This window comes from Agromyces mariniharenae (assembly GCF_008122505.1).
GTDB classification, from domain to species: domain Bacteria; phylum Actinomycetota; class Actinomycetes; order Actinomycetales; family Microbacteriaceae; genus Agromyces; species Agromyces mariniharenae.
Map to the genome: position 1 here is coordinate 983,696 of NZ_VSSB01000002.1, position 18,084 is coordinate 1,001,779.

The following is an 18,084-nucleotide window of genomic DNA, read 5'->3' on the forward strand; positions in this document are numbered from 1 at the left end:
CGTGTTTCAGCAGAGTCACTCTAGCAAAGGGAGGCGCGGACTCCCAATCCGAGCGCCCCTCGCGTCCGGTGCCGCATCAGTACCCCGCGTGGAGGTCGATCCGGCCCTCGAGCGGCGCCCCGTCGAGGAATGCGCGCACGTTTCGCGCCACCCGCTCGGCGAAGAGCGGAACGACCATCTCCTCCGTGTCCGCGACGTGCGGCGTGATGAGGCAGTTCGGCGCCGACCAGAGCGGATGCCCCGCCGGGAGCGGCTCGGGATCCGTCACGTCGAGGCCCGCACCGCCGAGCCGTCCGGACGCGAGCGCCGTGACGAGCGCGTCGGTGTCGACCACGGCGCCGCGCGCGACGTTGACGAGCACGGCACCACGCGGCATCCGCTCGAGGGCTTCAGCGCCGATCAGGCCGCGCGAGGCGTCGGTGAGGGCCGCGGCGACGAACACGACCTCGGCCTGTGCGAGCGCCTCGCCGAGGCCCGCCTCGGTCATGGTGCGGGTCGCTCCGGCGACGGGCTCGTCGCGGCGGCGCACGACGGTCGTGCGCACGCCGAACGGGGCGAGCAGCCGCAGCAGCTCCGACGCGATCCCGCCGGCACCCACGATGACGACCTCGGCGCCGAACAGCGTGCGGCCCCGCTCGTCGACCTCCCAGCGCTGCGCCCGCACGCGGTGCGGGACCTCGCGGAGCACGGCGAGGGCGAGCATGAGCGCGTGCTCCGCGACGGGCTGCGCGTACGCGCCCTTCGCGCTCGTCCAGGCGCGGCCGTCATCGCGGTGGCGCCGCAGCACGTCGGCGAACGCGTCGACCCCCGCCCACGGCAGCTGCACCCAGGCGATGCCGGGGTGCGCCGCGAGCACGGCGTCGAGGTCGCCGGCACCGGATGCCGCGGTCCACACGAGCCCGCGCGTGGCGTCGTCGGGCGGCGCGACCGTGCCGCCGGAACCGCGCACCGCCGTCTCGACCACGTCGTCCGCGGGCAGCACCGCGATCGGACCCGGCTCGGGCGCGAGGACGGCGTTCGCCGAGGATGGCGGCTCGGATCCCGCGACGGCTCGATGCCGCGGACGCGCCGCCGCGGCATCCGTCATACCGCGGGACCCTCGTCGAGCTCGTCGATCACTGCGTGCCCGCCATCGAGCGCACCCGCGAGGGCCATGACGTACGGATGGCCCGGGTCGTGGAACACCTCGTCGATCGTGCCGATCGCCGCGAGCTCGCCGCGATCGAGCACCGCGATGCGGTCGGCCGTGCGCCGCAGCACCGGGAGGTCGTGGCTGATGATGAGCGCCGAGAACGTGCCGTGCTCGCGGTCGCGCAACTCGCTGATGAGCTGGGCCACCGCGTCGCGCACGGTCAGGTCGATGCCCGCGGTGGGCTCGTCGGCGACGAGCAGCGCCGGCCCGAGCACGAGCGCGCGGGCGAGGGCGACGCGCTGGCGCTGCCCGCCGCTCAGCTCGTAGGGGAACTTGTCGAGCATGCTGAGCGGGAGCCGCACCGCGTCGATCATCGTCGCGACCCGGGTCGCGAGCGCGCGCCGGTTGTAGCGCCGGTCGCGCTCGAGGATGGGCTCGCCCACGATCTCCGCCACCGTGCGGTCGGGCGGGAGCGTCGCTGCGGCATCCTGCGGCAGGTAGCCGACGTGGAACCGGAACTCGTGGAGTTTGCGCTTCGGCAGCGTGCGCAGGCGATGGCCGAGCACGTTCGCCTCGCCGCCGGTGATCACCGGCCGCACGTCGCCGCCGCGCACCTGCTCGAGCGCGGCGCCCGAGAGCACCTTCGCGAGCGTCGACTTGCCGCTGCCGGCGCTGCCGAGCAGGCCGAGCACCTCCCCCGGCTCCACCGTCAGCGTGAGCCCGTGCAGGGCCACATGCGCGGGGCTCGCCCCGTGGGCCGGGTACTCGAGCGTGAGGTCGCTCAGCACGATCGGGAAGCCGTGTGCCGCTCCGCGCATCACATCGCCTCCCGGAGCCGGCGGAGTTCCTCTCGTCGTTCGGCCTGGGCGATCGGGTCGGGCACGGGCAGCGACGCGAGGAGCCGCTGGGTGTACTCGTCCTCGGGTGCGCCGAGGACCTCGACGCCGGTGCCCTCCTCGACGAGCCGACCGCGGTAGAGCACGGCGATGCGGTCGGCGAGCAGGTCGACGACGGCCAGGTCGTGGCTGATGAACAGCGAGGCGAAGCCGAACTCGAGCTGCAGCTCGCCGAACAGCTCGAGCACGCGCGCCTGCACCGACACGTCGAGCGCCGAGGTGGGCTCGTCGGCGATGAGCAGCTCGGGCCCGAGGGCGAGTGCCCGCGCCAAGCTCGCACGCTGGCGCTGGCCGCCGCTGAGCTCGTGCGGGAACCGGTCGCCGTACGCCTTCGGCAGCTGCACCGCCTCGAGGAGCTCGTCGACCCGCTTGCGAGCGGAACCGGGATCCTTCGCCCGACCGTGGATGACGAGCGGCTCGGCCACGCACTCGGCGATCGTGAGCAGCGGGTTGAAGCTCGACGCCGGGTCCTGGAACACGAACCCGATGCGGCTCCGAAGCGGGCGGAACTGCCGCTCGCGGATGCCGTTCATCTCGGCGCCGAGCACCTTCAGCGAACCGCCCGTGACCTTCGTGAGCCCCGCGATCGCGCGGCCGATGGTCGTCTTGCCCGAGCCCGACTCGCCGACCAGTCCCAGCACCTCCCCCGGGCGGATGACGAGGTCGACGCCGTCGACCGCACGGAAGCCCTCGCGGCCGAAGCGGCCCGGGTAGACGATCTCGAGGCCGCGCGCCTCGACGACGGGCGTCTGCTCGGCCCACTCGGCCGGTCGCTCGGCGGCGCGCTCGGCGGCGCGAACGGTGCCGTGCCCGACGTACGGGACGGCCGCGAGCAGCGCCTTCGTGTACTCGTGCTTCGGCGCCGCGAACAGCGTCTTGACGTCGGCCTCCTCGACGACCTTGCCCTGGTACATGACCGCCACGCGGTCGGCGAGGTCGGCCACGACGCCCATGTTGTGGGTGATGAGCACGATAGCGGTGCCGAACTCGTCGCGGACCCGGCGCAGCAGGTCGAGGATCTCGGCCTGCACGGTCACGTCGAGCGCGGTCGTGGGCTCGTCGGCGACGATGAGGCCCGGTTCGAGCACGAGCGCCATCGCGATGACGACGCGCTGCTTCTGGCCGCCCGAGAACTGGTGCGGGTAGTGGTCGATTCGGTGATCGGGGTCGGGGATGCCGACGCGGCGGAGGATGTCGATCGCCTTGGCGCGCGCGTCCTTCTTGGTGATCTCGCCGTGGGCGCGCAGGCCCTCCATGATCTGCCAGCCGACGGTGTAGACGGGGTTCAGCGCCGTCGAGGGCTCCTGGAACACCATCGCGACGTCCTCGCCACGCACCTCGCGGAGCTTCTGCTTCGACAGGCTGATGACGTCCTGCGCCCGGCCGCCGTCGCGGTCGGAGAGCAGCACGGCGCCCCGGGTCGTCGCGGTCTCGGGCAGCAGGCCGAGGATCGTCTTCGCCGTCACGGTCTTGCCGCTGCCGGATTCGCCGACGATGGCGAGCACCTCGCCGCGCTCGACCGACAGCGACACGTCGTCGACTGCCTTCACGGCGCCCGCGTCGGTGGAGAACGAGACGCCGAGGTTCCTGATGTCGACCACCGTGCTCATTGCTTGACCTCGATTCCGTGCTCGTCGAATGTCTCCCCGTCCTCGAGGCCGGTCAGCCCGCCGGGGCCCGCGGTCAGCGCGCCGCCGGGGACCACCGACGTCTCGGCGACCTGTCCGGCCGCCTGCGCCACCCGTCGGCGGCTGCGCAGGCGGGGGTCGGCCAGGTCGTTGAGGCTCTCGCCCACGAGCATGATGCCGAGCACGGCCAGCACGATGGCGAGGCCGGGGAACGTCGCCGTCCACCAGATGCCGCTCGTGACATCCGACTGCGCCTTGTTGAGGTCGTAGCCCCAGTCGGCCGCGGCCGTCGGTTCGATGCCGAACCCGATGAAGCCGAGCGCCGCGAGGGTCAAGATCGCCTCGGCGGAGTTCAGCGTGATGATGAGCGGCAGCGTGCGCGTGGCGTTGCGGAACACGTGCTTGAAGACGATGCGCGAGTTGGATGCCCCGAGCACCTTCGCCGATTCGACGAACGGCTCCGCCTTGATGCGCACCGTCTCGGCGCGGATGACGCGGAAGTACTGCGGGATGAAGACCACGACGATCGAGCCGCCGGCCGCGAGCACGCCGCCCCACAGGCTCGACTGCCCGCCGGAGATCACGATCGACAGCACGATGGCGAGCAGCAGCGACGGGAACGCGTAGATCGCGTCGAAGACCACGACCATCGTCTTGTCGAGCCAGCCACCGAAGTACCCGGCGTAGAGGCCCAGCGCGACGCCGAGGAACAGCGAGAGCACGACCGCGATGACGACCACGAGCAGGGCGGTCTGCGCGCCGAAGATGACGCGCGACAGCACGTCGTAGCCGCCGACGGTGGTGCCGAACCAGTGCTCGGCCGACGGCGGCTGCTGCGTGCCGAACGATCCCTGTGCGTCGGCGCGCTGCGCGAAGCCGTACGGCGCGAGCAGCGGCGCGAAGATCGCGAGGATGATGAAGACTGCCATCATGACGAGGCCGGCGACGAGCATGCCGCGCTGGAGGCCCACGCTCTGGCGCAGCTGATGGACGACCGGGAGCCGGTCTCGAAGCCGCCGCTTCGGCGCGGCCGGCGTGACGGATGCCGCGGTCATCTCAGTACCTCACCCTCGGGTCGATGAACGCCGCGATGATGTCGACGATGAAGTTCGTCAGGGCCACGATGACCGCGAGCATCACGACGATGCCCTGGACGGCGACGTAGTCCCGGTTCTCGATGAACTCGACGAGGATGAAGCCGAGGCCCTTCCACTCGAAGGTCGTCTCGGTGAGCACGGCGCCCGCGAGGAGCAGCGCGATCTGGAGGCCGATCACGGTGATGATCGGGATGAGCGCCGGCCGGTAGGCGTGCTTGCGGAGCAGCCGGAGCTCGCCGACACCACGCGAACGTGCGGCGTCGACGTAGTCGGTCGAGAGGGTGCCGATGACGTTCGTGCGCACGAGGCGCAGGAAGATGCCCGCCGTGTAGAGCCCGAGCGCGATCGACGGGAGCACGGCGTGCGAGAGCACGTCGCCGAGCACCTCGGGGTTGCCGGTCATGAGTGCGTCGATCGTGTAGAACCCGGTCTTGTTCGGCAGGGCCTGCATCTGCAGTTCGGCGCCGACGCTGGCGCGGCCCGCGACGGGGAACCAGTGCAACCAGACCGAGAAGATGAGTTTCAGGATGAGGCCGGCGAAGAAGATCGGCACCGCGTACCAGTAGATCGCGAAGACGCGGAAGACCGCGTCCTGCGGCTTGTCGCGGTAGTACGCCGTGAGGAGGCCGAGCGGGATGCCGACGACGAACGCGACGATGAGCGAGTAGAACGCGAGCTCGAAGGTCGCCGGACCGTAGGTCGCGAGCACCTCGAGGACGGGACGGTTCGTGGTGATCGTCTCGCCGAAGTTGCCCGTGAGGAGCTGGCCGAGGTACTCGAAGTACTGGATGAAGATCGGCCGGTCGTATCCGGCGGCAGCGCGCAGCTCTGCGAGCGCCTCCGGCCCGAGGCGGCCGCCCTGGGATGCGGTGATCGGGTCGCCCGTGGTGCGCATCAGGAAGAAGACCAGGGTGACCAGGATGAAGATGGTCGGGAAGATCAGCAGGAAGCGGACGAGCAGGTATCGCCCGAACCCGCCTCCTTGCGATTTCGGCTTCGGCCGTGCGGCGGCGGGGAGACCCTCCGTCGAGGCCGTGGTGTCAAGAGTGCTCATGGATTCCTCGGGGGTGCAGGGGAACGGGGGCGACCCGCGGTAGCAGGTCGCCCCCGTCGTCGAGCTTCAACGACTCTAGTCCGTCATCAGCCCTTCGAGAGCGCTGCGTAGCGGAACTTGAACGATGCGTCGAGCGTGTCCTCGGCGCCCTCGACGTCGGAGCCGACGACCGCCACCTGCGCACCCTGCATGTACGGGATCGTGGACAGGTCGGCCGCGACCTTGTCCTGGATCTCGCCGATGAGGGCCTCGCGCTCGGCAGGGTCCGTGGTGACGGCCTGCTCGAGGATCAGGTCGTTCACCTCGGGGTTGTCGTAGTGGTTCGCGAGGAAGTTCTCCGTGAGGAAGAACGGGCTGAGGTAGTTGTCGGCGTCCGAGTAGTCGGGGAACCAGCCCAGCTGGTAGGCCGGGTACAGGTCCGCGACGCGGTCCTCGGAGTACTGGACCCACTCGGTCGACTGCAGGTTCACGGTGAACAGGCCGCTCGACTCGAGGTTGTCCTTGATGACGGCGTACTCGTCGCTCGACGACGGTCCGTAGCGCTCGGCCACGTACTGGATCGAGATGTCGAGCGGCGTCTGGATGCCGGCCGCCGAGAGGCGCTCGGCCGCCTTGTCGGCGTCGGGTGCGCCGTTGCCGTCGCCGTAGAGCTCCTTGAGCGCCTCGTTCGCACCGGTGAGGCCCTCGGGCACGTAGGAGTACAGCGGCGTGAAGGTGCCCTTGTAGACGTCCTCCGAGATCTCGTCGCGGTTGATGAGGTCGGCGATCGCCTGGCGGACCGCGAGCGCCTTGGCCGGGTCGGCCTCGGGCGTGGTGGCGCCGAACGGCATCGTGTTGAAGTTGAAGACGAGGTACCGGATCTCACCGCCGGGGCCGTCGACGACCTTGACGTTGTCGTTGCCGCGGAGGTCCTCGATGTCCGTCGCGCTGAGCGTGCGGTGGGCCACGTCGATGTTGCCCTCCTGCACGTCGAGCTTCAGGTTCGAGGCATCCGTGTAGTACTTCACGTTGACCGTGTCGGTCTTCGCGGCGCCGAGGAGGCCCTGGTAGTCGGGGTTCGCCTTGTAGGACACGAGGTTGTTGAAGTCGTAGCTCGTGATGACGTACTGCCCGGCGAACGCGTTGCCCGCGACGATGTCGTCGTCGGAGGTGAGCGAGTCGGCCGAGAAGACGTCCTCGTCGACGATCGGGCCGGCGGGGCTCGACAGGATCTGCGGGAAGATCTGGTCGTTCTCCGACTTCAGGTTGAAGACCACCGTCGTGTCGTCGGGCGTGTCGACCGAGTCGAGGTTGTAGAGCAGCGCCGACGGGCCGTTCTCGTCGGCGATCGCGAGCTGGCGATCGAACGTGAACTTGACGTCGGACGAGGTGAGGTCGTTGCCGTTCGCGAACTTCAGGTCGGGCTTGAGCATCACCGTGTACTGGTTGGGTGCGGTGAACTCGGCCGACTCCGCGATGTCGGGCTCGGGGTCGGGGCTGCCGTACGGGGTGTTCATGAGGAACGGGTACACCTGGTTCATGACGGCGAACGAGCCGTTGTCGTACGAGCCGGCGGGGTCGATCGACGTGATCTGCTCGGTCGTGCCGATCGTCAGGGTGCCGCCGGCCGCCTCGGTGCTTCCGCCGCCGCCTGCCGTGCAACCGGCGAGGGCGAGGGCTGCCACCGAGACACCGGCTGCCGCGACGAGCACGCGCCGGTTCGTGGATGCGGATGTCATATCCGTCTACCTCTTCCTGTCAGGACTGAAACGCACAGCGAAGCCTCGCGGCGCGTTGTCGTATCCCCCACAGGTAGCACACGAGCCCGGGGATGTTGCAGGGTGGCCGGGGCGGACGGCGGAATGTTTATGGAAGTGCAACCTTGGACGCAACCGATGCGCGTCGACGCGGGGTTCCGGCGCCGGAAGTCCCGCACAGGCGCTTCAGGACGGGACGCTCGGCTCAGTCCCCCCTGAGTGCTCGCCGCTCGGCCTCGAGCTCGACAAGGGCCCGCTGCAGGCTCGCGTACGTCGCCGTGTCGTTCCGGTCGGTGCGCTGGAGCCGGCCCAGCAGCTCGGACTTCTGGCGGAGGAGCTCGCGGTCGACGAGCGCGCTCACGACGCCGCTGACGTAGGCGGCGAGCTCGGCCTCGCTGCGCTGCGGCACGGGTGCGACGGCGAGCTGGCGCACGATGCCGGCGAACGGGGCCGGCACCTCGGCCACGACCCGGTCGACCCGCACGGCGGCGTCGGGTGAGGCCAGCACCGAGGCGATGCCGTCGCGGACGACGGCGAGGTTGGCGTTGCCGAACCGGCTGTCGACGGCGTGCCGGAGCAGGTCGTCGCCGACCGCGTCGGGGTACTGGAGCATCGCCTGCAGCGCGTCGCGCTCGAGGCGGGTCGAAGGGTCGTTCGGCAGGTCGGCGATCGAGAAGGGGCGCGTCGCGGCATCCGCCTCGCTGCCATCGCCGGCGCCCGGGAAGCCCGGCGCGCCGGATGCGCTCGAGACGCCGGGCTCACCGCGCTGGCTGCCGGGCCCGCCCGGCCGGCCGGAGGCACCCTCGTTCGAGCGCTCGCCGCCGTTGCCGCCGGGCGCTCCCCTGCCCCGGTCGCCACCGCCCGCCCGGCCGCCGCCGGGCGCCGCGCGGACCGCCCGCGTGACCTCGGCGAGCTCCATGCCGAGCATGCGCGCGAGCTCGCGCGTGTACCCCGGACGGAGCGCCGGGTCGCGGATCTCCGCGACGACCGGCGCTGCCGCTCGCAGCGCCGACACGCGGCCCTCGACGGTCTCGAGGTCGTAGCGCGAGAGCGTATGCCGGAGCACGAACTCGAACATGGGCGTCTTCGTCTCGACGAGCGCGCGGACCGCCGCGTCGCCGCGCGCGAGCCGCAGGTCGCACGGGTCGAGCCCGTCGGGCGCGACGGCCACATAGGTCTGCGCGGCGAACCGCTGCTCCTCGGCGAAGGCCCGCATGGCGGCCTGCTGACCTGCCGCGTCGCCGTCGAACGTGAACACGACCTCGCCGACGCCCGAGTCGTCGCCGAGCACGCGGCGCAGCACCTTGATGTGGTCGACGCCGAACGACGTGCCCGACGTGGCGATGGCCGTGGTGACGCCCGCGAGGTGGCAGGCCATGACATCGGTGTAGCCCTCGACGAGCACCACGCGGCGGGTCTTCGCGATGTCGCGCTTCGCGAGGTCGAGCCCGTAGAGCACCTGCGCCTTGTGGTAGATCGCGGTCTCGGGGGTGTTCAGGTACTTCGGCCCCTGGTCGTCGTCGAGCAGGCGCCGGGCGCCGAAGCCGACCGTCTGGCCCGTCACGTCTCGGATCGGCCAGATCAGGCGTCCGCGGAACCGGTCGTACACGCCCCGGTCGCCCTGGGAGACGAGTCCGGCGGCGGCGAGCTCCTCGGTGCTGAAGCCGCGGCCCTTCAGGTGGTTCGTGAGCGCGTCCCAGCTCTTCGGCGCGAAGCCGACCCCGAAGTGGCGGGCCGCCTCGGCGTCGAAGCCGCGCTCGCCGAGGAAGCGGCGTCCGGGCTCGGCCTCGGGCGACGAGAGACGCTCGACGAAGAACTCCCACGCCGCCTGGTTCGCGGCGAGCAGCCGGGCCCGATTGCCGTGGTCGGTCGCGGGTCCGCCGTCTTCGTAGTGGAGCTCGTAGCCGATCCGTCCGGCGAGCCGTTCGACGGCCTCGGCGAACGTGACGTGGTCCATGCGCTGCAGGAACGTGTAGACGTCGCCCGACTCGCCGCATCCGAAGCAGTGGTAGTACCCGAGCTGCGGTCGCACGTGGAAGCTCGGGCTGCGTTCGTCGTGGAACGGGCAGAGGCCCTTCAGCGAGCCGACGCCCGCCGACTTGAGGCTCACGTGCTCGCCGACGATGTCGGCGATGTTCGTGCGGGCCTTCACCTCATCGACATCGCTCTGTCGAATGCGGCCCGCCATGGCTCTCATCCTATTCCGCGCGACGGATGCCGCGGCTGGTCGCCGATGGCTACTGGCACAGCCGCTCGTACCAGGCGAGTGCGGACTGGTCGGTGAGGCTCGCGACCTGGTCGACGACGGCCCGCTTGCGGGCCGCGTCGTCGGATGCGGCGTTCCAGTCGGCGGCGAAACCCGGGTCGAGGTGCTCGTCGCCCGAGGCGAAGAGCACGTCGGCGAGCGACGTGAGCACCTGTCGCTGCTGCGCGTAGATGGGCTGCCGCGTGTTCTTCGACATCACGAACGCTGCGACGATGCCCTTCAGCACCGCGATCTCAGCCTGGATCTCGCGCGGCACGACCACGTCGGCGTCGAACCGGATCAGGCTCGCGAGCGGGAACGCCGACCGCGTCGCGTCGGTGGCGGCGTGCGCGAACCGCCCGATGAGCTGGCTCGTGAGGTTCTTCAGCCGGCCCTGCTCGCGCCGGCTGCCGCTCCACGACTCGAGCCATCCGTCGAGCGAGTCGAGCCGGTCGAAGGCGGCGATCAGCTCGTCGTGCGGGATGGCACCGCCGATCCAGTCGTGCATCGAGGACACGAGTGCGTCGTGGTCGACGCGGGCGCCGAGCGCTTCGACGTCGACGTAGCCGTTCACGATCGCGTCCTCGAAGTCGTGCACCGAGTACGCGATGTCGTCGGACAGGTCCATGACCTGCGCCTCGATGCAGAGCCGGCGCTCGGGCGCACCGGCGCGCATCCACTGGAACACCTCGAGGTCGTCGCGGTAGAACCCGAACTTCGCGCGCCCGCTCGGGTCGGCGACCGACGTCGCCTCGGGCCACGGGTACTTGCAGCTCGCGTCGAGGCTCGCGCGGGTGAGGTTGAGTCCGTAGCTGCGACCGTCGTCGCCGAAGACCTTGGGCTCGAGGCGGGTCAGGATGCGCAGGGTCTGCGCGTTGCCCTCGAACCCGCCGATCTCGGCCGCCCACGTGTTGAGGGCCTTCTCGCCGTTGTGCCCGAACGGCGGGTGGCCGAGGTCGTGCGCGAGGCACGCGGTGTCGACGACGTCGGGATCGAGCCCGAGGCTGGCCGCGAGCTCGCGCCCGACCTGGGCGACCTCGAGCGAGTGCGTGAGCCGGTTGCGCGCGAAGTCGAGGCCGGCGGTGGGGCTCAGCACCTGCGTCTTCGCGGCGAGGCGGCGCAGCGAGCTCGAGTGGAGCAGGCGGGCGCGGTCGCGCGCGAAGTCGCTGCGCCGGCTCGTGTGCTCCTCGGGCAGCCAGCGCTCGGTGTCGGCGTCGTCGTAGCCGCCGAAGAGTCGCTCGCGCACGTCAGCCGCCGCTCGTGTCGAGCTCGGCGTCGACCAGCGTGACGCGGTCATGCCCGGCGAGCTCCTGCGACGTGAGCCAGCCGTCGGGCAGCGACGGGTTCTTCGGCGTGCCGGCGCGCCCGCGCGGGCCCTCGGCGCCCTCGCCCGGGTACGGCATCGACCAGTCGAGGGTGCCGAGCAGGTCGTCGAGCTGGGCGAGCGACTCGACCGTGGCGAGCTTCGCGCGCAGCTCACCGCCGACCGGGTAGCCCTTGAAGTACCAGGCGACGTGCTTGCGGATGTCGCGGCAGCCGCGCTCCTCGCTGTCGAAGAACTCGGTCAGCAGCTCGGCGTGGCGACGGAACGTGCGCGCGACATCGCCCAGGCTCGGCTCCGCCTTGCGATCCTCGCCGCGGAACGCCGCCGCGAGGTCGCCGAACAGCCACGGACGCCCGAGGCAGCCGCGCCCGACGACGACGCCGTCGCATCCGGTCTCGGCGACCATGCGCAGGGCGTCTTGGGCCGACCAGATGTCGCCGTTGCCGAGCACCGGCACGCTCGTGACGGTCTGCTTGAGCTTCGCGATGGCCGACCAGTCGGCCTCGCCCGAGTAGAACTCGGCCGCGGTGCGCGCGTGCAGGGCGATGGATGCCACGCCGGCGCCCTCGGCGATGCGCCCGGCCTCGAGGTAGGTGAGGTGCTCGGCGTCGATGCCCTTCCGCATCTTGACCGTGAGCGGGACCTCGCCGGCCGCCTTCACTGCGCCCTCGACGATGTCGCGGAAGAGCCCGCTCTTCCAGGGCAGCGCCGCTCCCCCGCCCTTGCGGGTGACCTTCGGCACGGGGCATCCGAAGTTCAGGTCGATGTGGTCGGCCCGATCTTCGGCGACGAGCATGGTGACCGCCTCGGACACGGTCTTCGGGTCGACGCCGTAGAGCTGGATGGATCGCGGCGTCTCGGACTCGTGATGCGTGATCAGCCGCATCGACTCGGGCGTGCGCTCGACGAGCGCGCGCGACGTGATCATCTCGCTGACGTAGAGCCCCGCGCCGAACTCGCGGCAGAGCCGCCGGAACGCGGTGTTCGTGATGCCGGCCATGGGGGCGAGCACGACGGGCACGTCGAGGGCGAGGTCGCCGATCGCGAGCGGACCGGCCGGGAGCGTGGTGGAAGCGGACATCACCCTCGATTCTCCCAGAGAACAGGGGCCCGTCGCCCGGTGCCCCGGCCGCGCGCCTAGGATGCACCTGCAGGACGACGTGTGGAGGACGAGATGGGCGACGGCGGACAGGCGACAGGCGATGGGCTGACCGGTTCCGACCGGGTGCGGGCGGATGCCGCGGCGCGCGGCCTCGACGTCGAGATCATCGAGCGCCCGGCAGCACGCAGCCTCGAGGAGGCCGCGGAGCTCATGGGCATCACGCCCGCCGACATCGTGAAGTCGCTCGTCGTGAAGCGCAGCGACGATACGTACGTGTTCGCACTCGTGCCGGGCGGTCGCAAGATCTCGTGGCCGAAGCTGCGGGCGCTCCTCGGCGTGAACAAGCTCCAGCTGCCGGATGCCTCGCTTGCACTCGCGGCGACCGGCTACGAGCGCGGCACCATCACGCCGCTGGGCTCGACCATCGCGTGGCCCGTCGTCATCGACGAGACGATCCCCGGACGACGCGTGTCGATGGGCGCCGGCGAGCACGGCCGCAGCCTGTTCGTCGACGCCGACCGGCTCGTCGAGGCCCTCGACGCGACCGTCGCCGACATCAGCGAACCCGAGTAGCCTCCCGGTGGTCGAGGAGCGCCGGCCGCAGGCCGACGCGTATCGAGACCCTACTCCGCGATCGCCGAGGCGGACTCAGCGCCCGCCTCGCCGAACCCCGGCACGTAGCAGACGTCGCCCTCGCAGACGACGCCCTCGCCACCGAGCATGGCGAACGGCGTCGGCTCCGCGGTCACGCCGCGGCTCCGTCTCGCTCGCCGGCGACCTGCGTGAGCACCTGGGAGAACACCTCGGCGGGCTGAGCGCCCGATACGCCGTACTTGCCCTCGAACACGAAGAACGGCACGCCGCGGATCCCGTAGGCGCCCGCCTGTGCGATGTCGGCCTGCACCGCGGCACCGTAGCGGCCCGACTCGAGCGCCTCGCGCGCGGCATCCGCGTCGAGCCCGACCTCGGCGGCCAGCTCGACGAGCTCGTCCGTGCGGCCGACGTGTCGTCCCTCGGTGAAGTAGGCGCGGAACAGTCGCTCCGACAGCTCGAGCTGCCTGCCCTGCTCCTTCGCGAAGTGCAGCAGCTCGTGCGCCTTCAGCGTCTTGGTGTGCTGCAGCGCGTCGTAGTCGTAGTCGAGGCCGGCCTGGGCGGCGACGCCGGTGACGCGGTCGATCATCATGCGGGCCTGCTCCATCGGGATGCCCTTGTGCCCGGCGAGGAAGTCGACCTCCGACCCCTCGAAGTCGACGGGCGTGTCGGGGGCGAGCTCGAACGAGTGGTACTCGATCTCGACCTCCGGCGCGTCGTCGCCGAGCGCGGCCAGGCCGCCCTCGAGGTGGCGCTTGCCGATGTAGCACCACGGGCAGGCGATGTCGGACCAGATGTCGATCTTGATGGGGGACGTCACGATGAGGCCCAACGGATGCCCCGGCATCCGTATTCCCGTGCATGCAACTCCTGAACTCCACCCTCGATTCGCGAGTCGAAGGACGGATTCGTCGACACGCCGAGCCGGCTCGGCGTGTCGCTGCAGAACGTCCGTCGACTCACGGGCCCGCCAGGCGGCCGCGCATGGGTCGCGGCATCCGCTCGCTCGCCCTCACGCCGTCGGCGCGTCGATCGCACCGCCGAAGCGGCGATTACGACCCGCGTAGAGTTCGATCGCCTGCCAGAGGTCGACGCGCGAGAAGTCGGGCCAGAGCGTGTCGAGGAACACCATCTCGGCGTACGCGGACTGCCAGAGGAGGAAGTTCGAGGTGCGCTGCTCCCCCGAGCTGCGCACGAACAGGTCGACGTCGGGCATGCCGGGCACGTAGAGGCGCTTGGCGATGAGCTTCTCCGAGACGGCCGACGCGCGGAGGCGTCCAGCCGCGACGTCGTCGGCGATCGACTGCACCGCATCGACGAGCTCGTTGCGCCCGCCGTAGTTCACGCACATCGTGAACTGCAGTCCCGTGTTGCCGGCGGTGAGCCGCTCGGCGTACTGCAGCTCGTCGATCACCGACTTCCAGAGCCGCGGCTTGCGCCCCGCCCAGCGGATCCGCACGTTCCACTCGTTGAGCTGGTCGCGGCGCCGGTGCAGCACGTCGCGGTTGTAGCCCATGAGGAAGCGCACCTCGTCGGGCGAGCGCTTCCAGTTCTCGGTCGAGAACGCGTACACCGAGAGGTGCTTCACCCCGATCTGGACGGCGCCGGCGACGACGTCGAGCAGCACCTCCTCGCCGGCCTTGTGCCCCTCGATTCGAGTGAGGCCCTGCTTGTTCGCCCAGCGGCCGTTGCCGTCCATCACGATCGCGACGTGGTTCGGCACGGCGCCCTTCGGCAGGTTCGGCGGATACAGGCCCGTCCAGTCGAGCGGCCGATAGGGCACGGCGTCCTTGTGGGTGTAGGGCTTGGGCGTCACGTGGGGGTCGCTTCCCTGGGGGTCGGTGCGGTGGGGGTCGTCTCCCGGGAGACGTGCGGCAGCGAACGCAGCCCGCGCTCGAGGTGCCACTGGGTGTAGGCGGCGACGATGCCGCTCGCCTGGTTGCGATCGGATGCCGCGGCCGACTCGGCGTGCTCCCAGTCGCCCGCGAGCAACGAGCCGAGGAGCGCGACCGTCGACCGCGCGATGCGCGGCGTGCCGGGGGGCGCGCAGTCGTCGCACACCACGCCGCCGAGCTGCACGACGACAGCGGTGTGCTCGCCGGTGCGGCCGCAGCGCGCGCAGTCCTGGAAGCTCGGCGCCCAGCCTGCGAGGGCGAGCGCCCGCAGCAGGTAGGAGTCGAGCGTGAGGCTCGGACCGTGCTCGGCGCGTGCGAGCGATCGCAGCGCGCCGACGAGCAGCAGGTACTGCTGCAGCGAGCCCTCGGCCTCGGTGAGCTTGTCTGCGGCCTCGACCATGGCGTTCGCGGCCGTGTACGACGCGTAGTCCTGCGTGATCTCGGCGCCGTAGGAGCCGAGGGACTCCGCCTGTGTCACGACGTCGAGCGTGCGGCCCTCGTAGAGCTGCAGGTCGGCGACCATGAACGGCTCGAGCCGCGCGCCGAACTTCGAGCCCGTGCGCCGGACGCCCTTGGCGACCGCGCGCACCTTGCCGTGGCGCCTCGTCAGCAGCGTGAGGATGCGGTCGGCCTCGCCCAGCTTGTGGGTGCGCAGCACGACGGCTTCATCTCGGTAGACGGGCACCCTTCATCATCCCACGGCCTGCAGACCCGACGGCCGAGCCCCGCGGATGCCGCGACCTCGCGCTCGGGCGTCACGGACGCGCAGCAGGTGGTTCACTGGTGCCGTGTCCTCCGCGCTCTTCACCATCCCCCTGTGGCTCGACCTCACCGCCGTCGCGATCGGCGCCATCCAGGGCGCCATGTTCTCGGCCCGGCTCACCGAACGCCGCATCGACCTGCTCGGCATCGCGCTCATCGGCGTGATCGTGGGCCTCGGCGGCGGCCTCATGCGCGACATCCTGCTGAACCAGCTGCCGGCCGCGATCTCCGACAACTGGTACCTGCCGGTCGCAACCGCCGCCGCCCTGCTCGGGATGCTGCTGCTGCGCCTCTTCACGCGGCTGAACGGGCTCATCATCGCGCTCGACGCCGTGACGATCGGCCTGTTCGGCGCGATCGGCACCTCGAAGGCGCTCGCCTACGGCGTCCCCGTGGTGCCCGCCGTGTTCGTCGGCGTGCTCTCGGCGGTCGGCGGCTCGATCCTGCGCGACGTGACGCTGAACCTCCCCATCGCGCTCATGCACGTGGGCTCGCTCTACGCGATCGCGGCGACGGCCGGCACGGTCCTGCTCGTCGTGCTCGTCGCGTTCGGCGTGAACATCGTGATCGCCGGCACGGCGTGCGTGATCGTCACGACGCTCATCCGGCTCGGCTCGGTGCGGTTCGGGTGGAGCCTCCCCGAGCAGCGGGCGCTCGGCAGCTGGCGGGTGTGGCGCCGGGCGTGAGCGTGCCCGCCTCGGTGGTCGAGTAGCGCCCATCGGAGGCGGACGCGTATCGAGACCGGGCATGGGTCTCGATACGCGTCGCGCTGCGCGCGGCGCTACTCGACCACCGGGGCCCGTTGAATCAGACCCCGACGACCTCGCGCTCGGCCTCGGCGTGCGCGGTGACGCGCAGCGCGCGGTTCACCGCGGACACGACGGCCTTCAGCGACGCGGTCGAGATGTCGGCGTCGATGCCCACGCCCCAGAGCACGCGGCCCTCGACCTCGAGCTCGACGTAGGCGGCCGCCAGCGAGTCGCCGCTCGCCGCGAGCGTGTGCTCGACGTAGTCGCGGAGCTTCACCTCGACGCCCTCGGCGCCGAGCACCGCGAGGAACGCGGAGATCGGGCCGTTGCCGCTCGCGTCGGCCTCGACGCGCTCGTCGCCGTCGCGCAGGCCGACCCGCACGTTGACGACGCCGTCGAGGTCGCTCTCGGTGCGCAGCGACAGCAGCTCGAACCGGCCCCACTTCTCTTCGGGCCGGTCGGCCGGGGCGGGCAGGTACTCGTCGTTGAAGACGCGCCAGATCTCCTCGCTGGTGACCTCGCCGCCCTCGGCGTCGGTCTTCGCCTGCACGACCCCCGAGAACTCGATCTGCAGCCGGCGCGGCAGGTCGAGCGCGTGGTCGGTCTTCAGCAGGTAGGCCACGCCGCCCTTGCCCGACTGCGAGTTGACGCGGATGACCGCCTCGTAGCTGCGGCCCAGGTCCTTCGGGTCGACCGGCAGGTACGGCACCGCCCAGTGCATCTGGTCGACCGGGATGCCGCGGCGCTCCGCCTCGGCGTCCATGGCCTCGAACCCCTTCTTGATAGCGTCCTGGTGCGAGCCGCTGAACGCGGTGTAGACGAGGTCGCCCGCCCACGGGCTGCGCTCGTGCACCGCCAGCTGGTTGCAGTACTCGGCGGTGCGCTTGACGTCGTCGACGTCGGAGAAGTCGATCTGCGGGTCGATGCCCTGCGTGAACAGGTTGATGCCGAGCGCCACCAGGTCGACGTTGCCGGTGCGCTCGCCGTTGCCGAAGAGGCATCCCTCGATGCGGTCGGCGCCCGCCATGTACCCGAGCTCGGCGGCCGCGATCGCGGTGCCCCGGTCGTTGTGCGGGTGCAGCGACAGGATGACGTTCTCGCGGTACGCGAGGTGCCGGCTCATCCACTCGATCGAGTCGGCGTAGACGTTGGGCGTGGCCATCTCGACCGTCGCGGGCAGGTTGATGATCACCTTGCGCTCGGGCGTCGGCTCGAAGATCTCCAGCACCTGGTTGCAGACGTCGACGGCGAACTCGAGCTCGGTGCCCGTGTAGCTCTCGGGCGAGTACTCGTAGTACACCGTGGTGCCCGGCACGGTCGACTCCATCTCGCGGCACTTGCGGGCGCCGTGCAGGGCGATGTCGATGATGCCCTGCTTGTCGGTGCGGAAGACGACCTCGCGCTGCAGCACGCTCGTCGAGTTGTAGAGGTGCACGATCGCCTGCTTGGCGCCGCGGATCGACTCGTAGGTGCGCTCGATGAGGTGGTCGCGGGCCTGCGTGAGGACCTGGATCGTGACGTCCTCGGGGATCGCGCCCTCCTCGATGAGGCTGCGCACGAAGTCGAAGTCGGTCTGGCTCGCACTCGGGAACCCGACCTCGATCTCCTTGTAGCCCATGCGCACGAGCAGGTCGAACATGATGCGCTTGCGCTCGGGGCTCATCGGGTCGATGAGGGCCTGGTTGCCGTCGCGCAGGTCGACGGCGCACCAGCGCGGCGCCTTCTCGATGCGCGTTGACGGCCACGTGCGGTCGGGCAGGTCGACGCGGATCTGCTCGTGGAACGGGCGATACCGGTGCACGGGCATCGGCGACGGCTTCTGGTGGTTCTGCATGGGGTGCTCTTCTCGCTACTCGGGGGTTTCAGCCGACGA

At 70.8% G+C, this 18,084-nt stretch carries 16 protein-coding genes; 2 read left to right on the top strand and 14 right to left on the bottom strand.

Annotated elements, in window-relative coordinates:
• Nucleotides 1–76: 76 nt before the first annotated feature.
• The 9 genes from FYC51_RS17895 to dusB all read right to left on the bottom strand — a co-directional run bounded on the left by FYC51_RS17895 (nucleotide 77) and on the right by dusB (nucleotide 12,193).
• Nucleotides 77–1,087, bottom strand: a complete 1,011-nt coding sequence (locus FYC51_RS17895) for a D-isomer specific 2-hydroxyacid dehydrogenase family protein (protein ID WP_148735101.1) — start codon at nucleotides 1,085–1,087, stop codon at nucleotides 77–79.
• The gene (locus FYC51_RS17900) at nucleotides 1,084–1,950 is read right to left on the bottom strand and encodes an ATP-binding cassette domain-containing protein (RefSeq protein WP_148735102.1); all 867 of its coding nucleotides are present in this window, start codon (nucleotides 1,948–1,950) and stop codon (nucleotides 1,084–1,086) included. The genes FYC51_RS17895 and FYC51_RS17900 overlap by 4 nt, the downstream gene beginning before the upstream one ends.
• Nucleotides 1,950–3,638 (bottom strand): dipeptide ABC transporter ATP-binding protein, encoded by a 1,689-nt coding sequence (locus tag FYC51_RS17905; protein WP_148735103.1) that lies wholly within the window; start codon nucleotides 3,636–3,638, stop codon nucleotides 1,950–1,952. The genes FYC51_RS17900 and FYC51_RS17905 overlap by 1 nt, the downstream gene beginning before the upstream one ends.
• Nucleotides 3,635–4,711, bottom strand: a complete 1,077-nt coding sequence (locus FYC51_RS17910; RefSeq protein ID WP_148735104.1) for an ABC transporter permease — start codon at nucleotides 4,709–4,711, stop codon at nucleotides 3,635–3,637. The genes FYC51_RS17905 and FYC51_RS17910 overlap by 4 nt, the downstream gene beginning before the upstream one ends.
• Before the next feature lies 1 nt (nucleotide 4,712).
• A complete protein-coding gene (locus FYC51_RS17915; RefSeq protein ID WP_148735105.1) occupies nucleotides 4,713–5,807 on the bottom strand; it encodes an ABC transporter permease in 1,095 nt (364 codons plus the stop codon).
• Between the two features lie 86 nt (nucleotides 5,808–5,893).
• Complete coding sequence (locus tag FYC51_RS17920; protein ID WP_148735106.1) at nucleotides 5,894–7,525, bottom strand: ABC transporter substrate-binding protein; 1,632 nt, start codon at nucleotides 7,523–7,525, stop codon at nucleotides 5,894–5,896.
• A gap of 223 nt (nucleotides 7,526–7,748) precedes the next feature.
• Nucleotides 7,749–9,731, bottom strand: coding sequence for a DNA primase (gene dnaG / locus FYC51_RS17925; protein WP_148735107.1), 1,983 nt, complete (start codon nucleotides 9,729–9,731; stop codon nucleotides 7,749–7,751).
• Nucleotides 9,732–9,780: 49 nt separating this feature from the next.
• Nucleotides 9,781–11,085 (bottom strand): deoxyguanosinetriphosphate triphosphohydrolase, encoded by a 1,305-nt coding sequence (locus tag FYC51_RS17930; protein WP_148735108.1) that lies wholly within the window; start codon nucleotides 11,083–11,085, stop codon nucleotides 9,781–9,783.
• Entirely contained in the window at nucleotides 11,036–12,193 is a 1,158-nt protein-coding gene (dusB, locus tag FYC51_RS17935; protein ID WP_148735109.1) for a tRNA dihydrouridine synthase DusB, read from the bottom strand. Before dusB ends, FYC51_RS17930 begins: the two co-directional genes overlap by 50 nt.
• Nucleotides 12,194–12,286: 93 nt before the next feature.
• Between dusB and FYC51_RS17940 the strand changes: the two genes are divergently transcribed.
• Nucleotides 12,287–12,787, top strand: coding sequence for an aminoacyl-tRNA deacylase (locus FYC51_RS17940; protein ID WP_148735110.1), 501 nt, complete (start codon nucleotides 12,287–12,289; stop codon nucleotides 12,785–12,787).
• A gap of 50 nt (nucleotides 12,788–12,837) precedes the next feature.
• Here the strand turns inward: FYC51_RS17940 and FYC51_RS19775 are convergent, their stop codons facing one another.
• The 4 genes from FYC51_RS19775 to recO all read right to left on the bottom strand — a co-directional run bounded on the left by FYC51_RS19775 (nucleotide 12,838) and on the right by recO (nucleotide 15,385).
• Nucleotides 12,838–12,963 carry a hypothetical protein gene (locus tag FYC51_RS19775; protein WP_274379503.1) on the bottom strand — a complete coding sequence of 42 codons (126 nt, stop codon included), beginning with the start codon at nucleotides 12,961–12,963 and terminating at the stop codon, nucleotides 12,838–12,840.
• Nucleotides 12,960–13,625: a DsbA family oxidoreductase gene (locus FYC51_RS17945; protein WP_148735111.1), complete on the bottom strand. Its 666-nt coding sequence runs from the start codon at nucleotides 13,623–13,625 to the stop codon at nucleotides 12,960–12,962. Before FYC51_RS17945 ends, FYC51_RS19775 begins: the two co-directional genes overlap by 4 nt.
• Nucleotides 13,626–13,817: 192 nt before the next feature.
• Nucleotides 13,818–14,621, bottom strand: a complete 804-nt coding sequence (locus FYC51_RS17950; protein ID WP_148735112.1) for an isoprenyl transferase — start codon at nucleotides 14,619–14,621, stop codon at nucleotides 13,818–13,820.
• Nucleotides 14,618–15,385, bottom strand: coding sequence for a DNA repair protein RecO (recO, locus tag FYC51_RS17955; RefSeq protein ID WP_148735113.1), 768 nt, complete (start codon nucleotides 15,383–15,385; stop codon nucleotides 14,618–14,620). Before recO ends, FYC51_RS17950 begins: the two co-directional genes overlap by 4 nt.
• 103 nt (nucleotides 15,386–15,488) lie before the next feature.
• Here recO and FYC51_RS17960 point away from each other — a divergent pair, with 103 nt between their 5' ends.
• Nucleotides 15,489–16,148: a trimeric intracellular cation channel family protein gene (locus tag FYC51_RS17960; protein WP_238476446.1), complete on the top strand. Its 660-nt coding sequence runs from the start codon at nucleotides 15,489–15,491 to the stop codon at nucleotides 16,146–16,148.
• A 121-nt stretch (nucleotides 16,149–16,269) separates the two neighbouring features.
• Here FYC51_RS17960 and leuA read toward each other — a convergent pair whose 3' ends face one another.
• On the bottom strand, nucleotides 16,270–18,045 hold the full coding sequence (gene leuA / locus FYC51_RS17965; RefSeq protein WP_148735115.1) for a 2-isopropylmalate synthase: 1,776 nt from the start codon (nucleotides 18,043–18,045) through the stop codon (nucleotides 16,270–16,272).
• Between the last annotated feature and the right edge of the window lie 39 nt (nucleotides 18,046–18,084).

Bases quoted from the DNA above. Each gene is read 5' to 3' on its own strand.
- FYC51_RS17895 (WP_148735101.1), bottom strand. From the start codon at position 1,087: ATGACGGATGCCGCGGCGGCGCGTCCGCGGCATCGAGCCGTCGCGGGA.
- FYC51_RS17900 (WP_148735102.1), bottom strand. From the start codon at position 1,950: ATGCGCGGAGCGGCACACGGCTTCCCGATCGTGCTGAGCGACCTCACG.
- FYC51_RS17905 (WP_148735103.1), bottom strand. From the start codon at position 3,638: ATGAGCACGGTGGTCGACATCAGGAACCTCGGCGTCTCGTTCTCCACC.
- FYC51_RS17910 (WP_148735104.1), bottom strand. From the start codon at position 4,711: ATGACCGCGGCATCCGTCACGCCGGCCGCGCCGAAGCGGCGGCTTCGA.
- FYC51_RS17915 (WP_148735105.1), bottom strand. From the start codon at position 5,807: ATGAGCACTCTTGACACCACGGCCTCGACGGAGGGTCTCCCCGCCGCC.
- FYC51_RS17920 (WP_148735106.1), bottom strand. From the start codon at position 7,525: ATGACATCCGCATCCACGAACCGGCGCGTGCTCGTCGCGGCAGCCGGT.
- dnaG (WP_148735107.1), bottom strand. From the start codon at position 9,731: ATGGCGGGCCGCATTCGACAGAGCGATGTCGATGAGGTGAAGGCCCGC.
- FYC51_RS17930 (WP_148735108.1), bottom strand. From the start codon at position 11,085: ATGACCGCGTCACGCTGGTCGACGCCGAGCTCGACACGAGCGGCGGCT.
- dusB (WP_148735109.1), bottom strand. From the start codon at position 12,193: ATGTCCGCTTCCACCACGCTCCCGGCCGGTCCGCTCGCGATCGGCGAC.
- FYC51_RS17940 (WP_148735110.1), top strand. From the start codon at position 12,287: ATGGGCGACGGCGGACAGGCGACAGGCGATGGGCTGACCGGTTCCGAC.
- leuA (WP_148735115.1), bottom strand. From the start codon at position 18,045: ATGCAGAACCACCAGAAGCCGTCGCCGATGCCCGTGCACCGGTATCGC.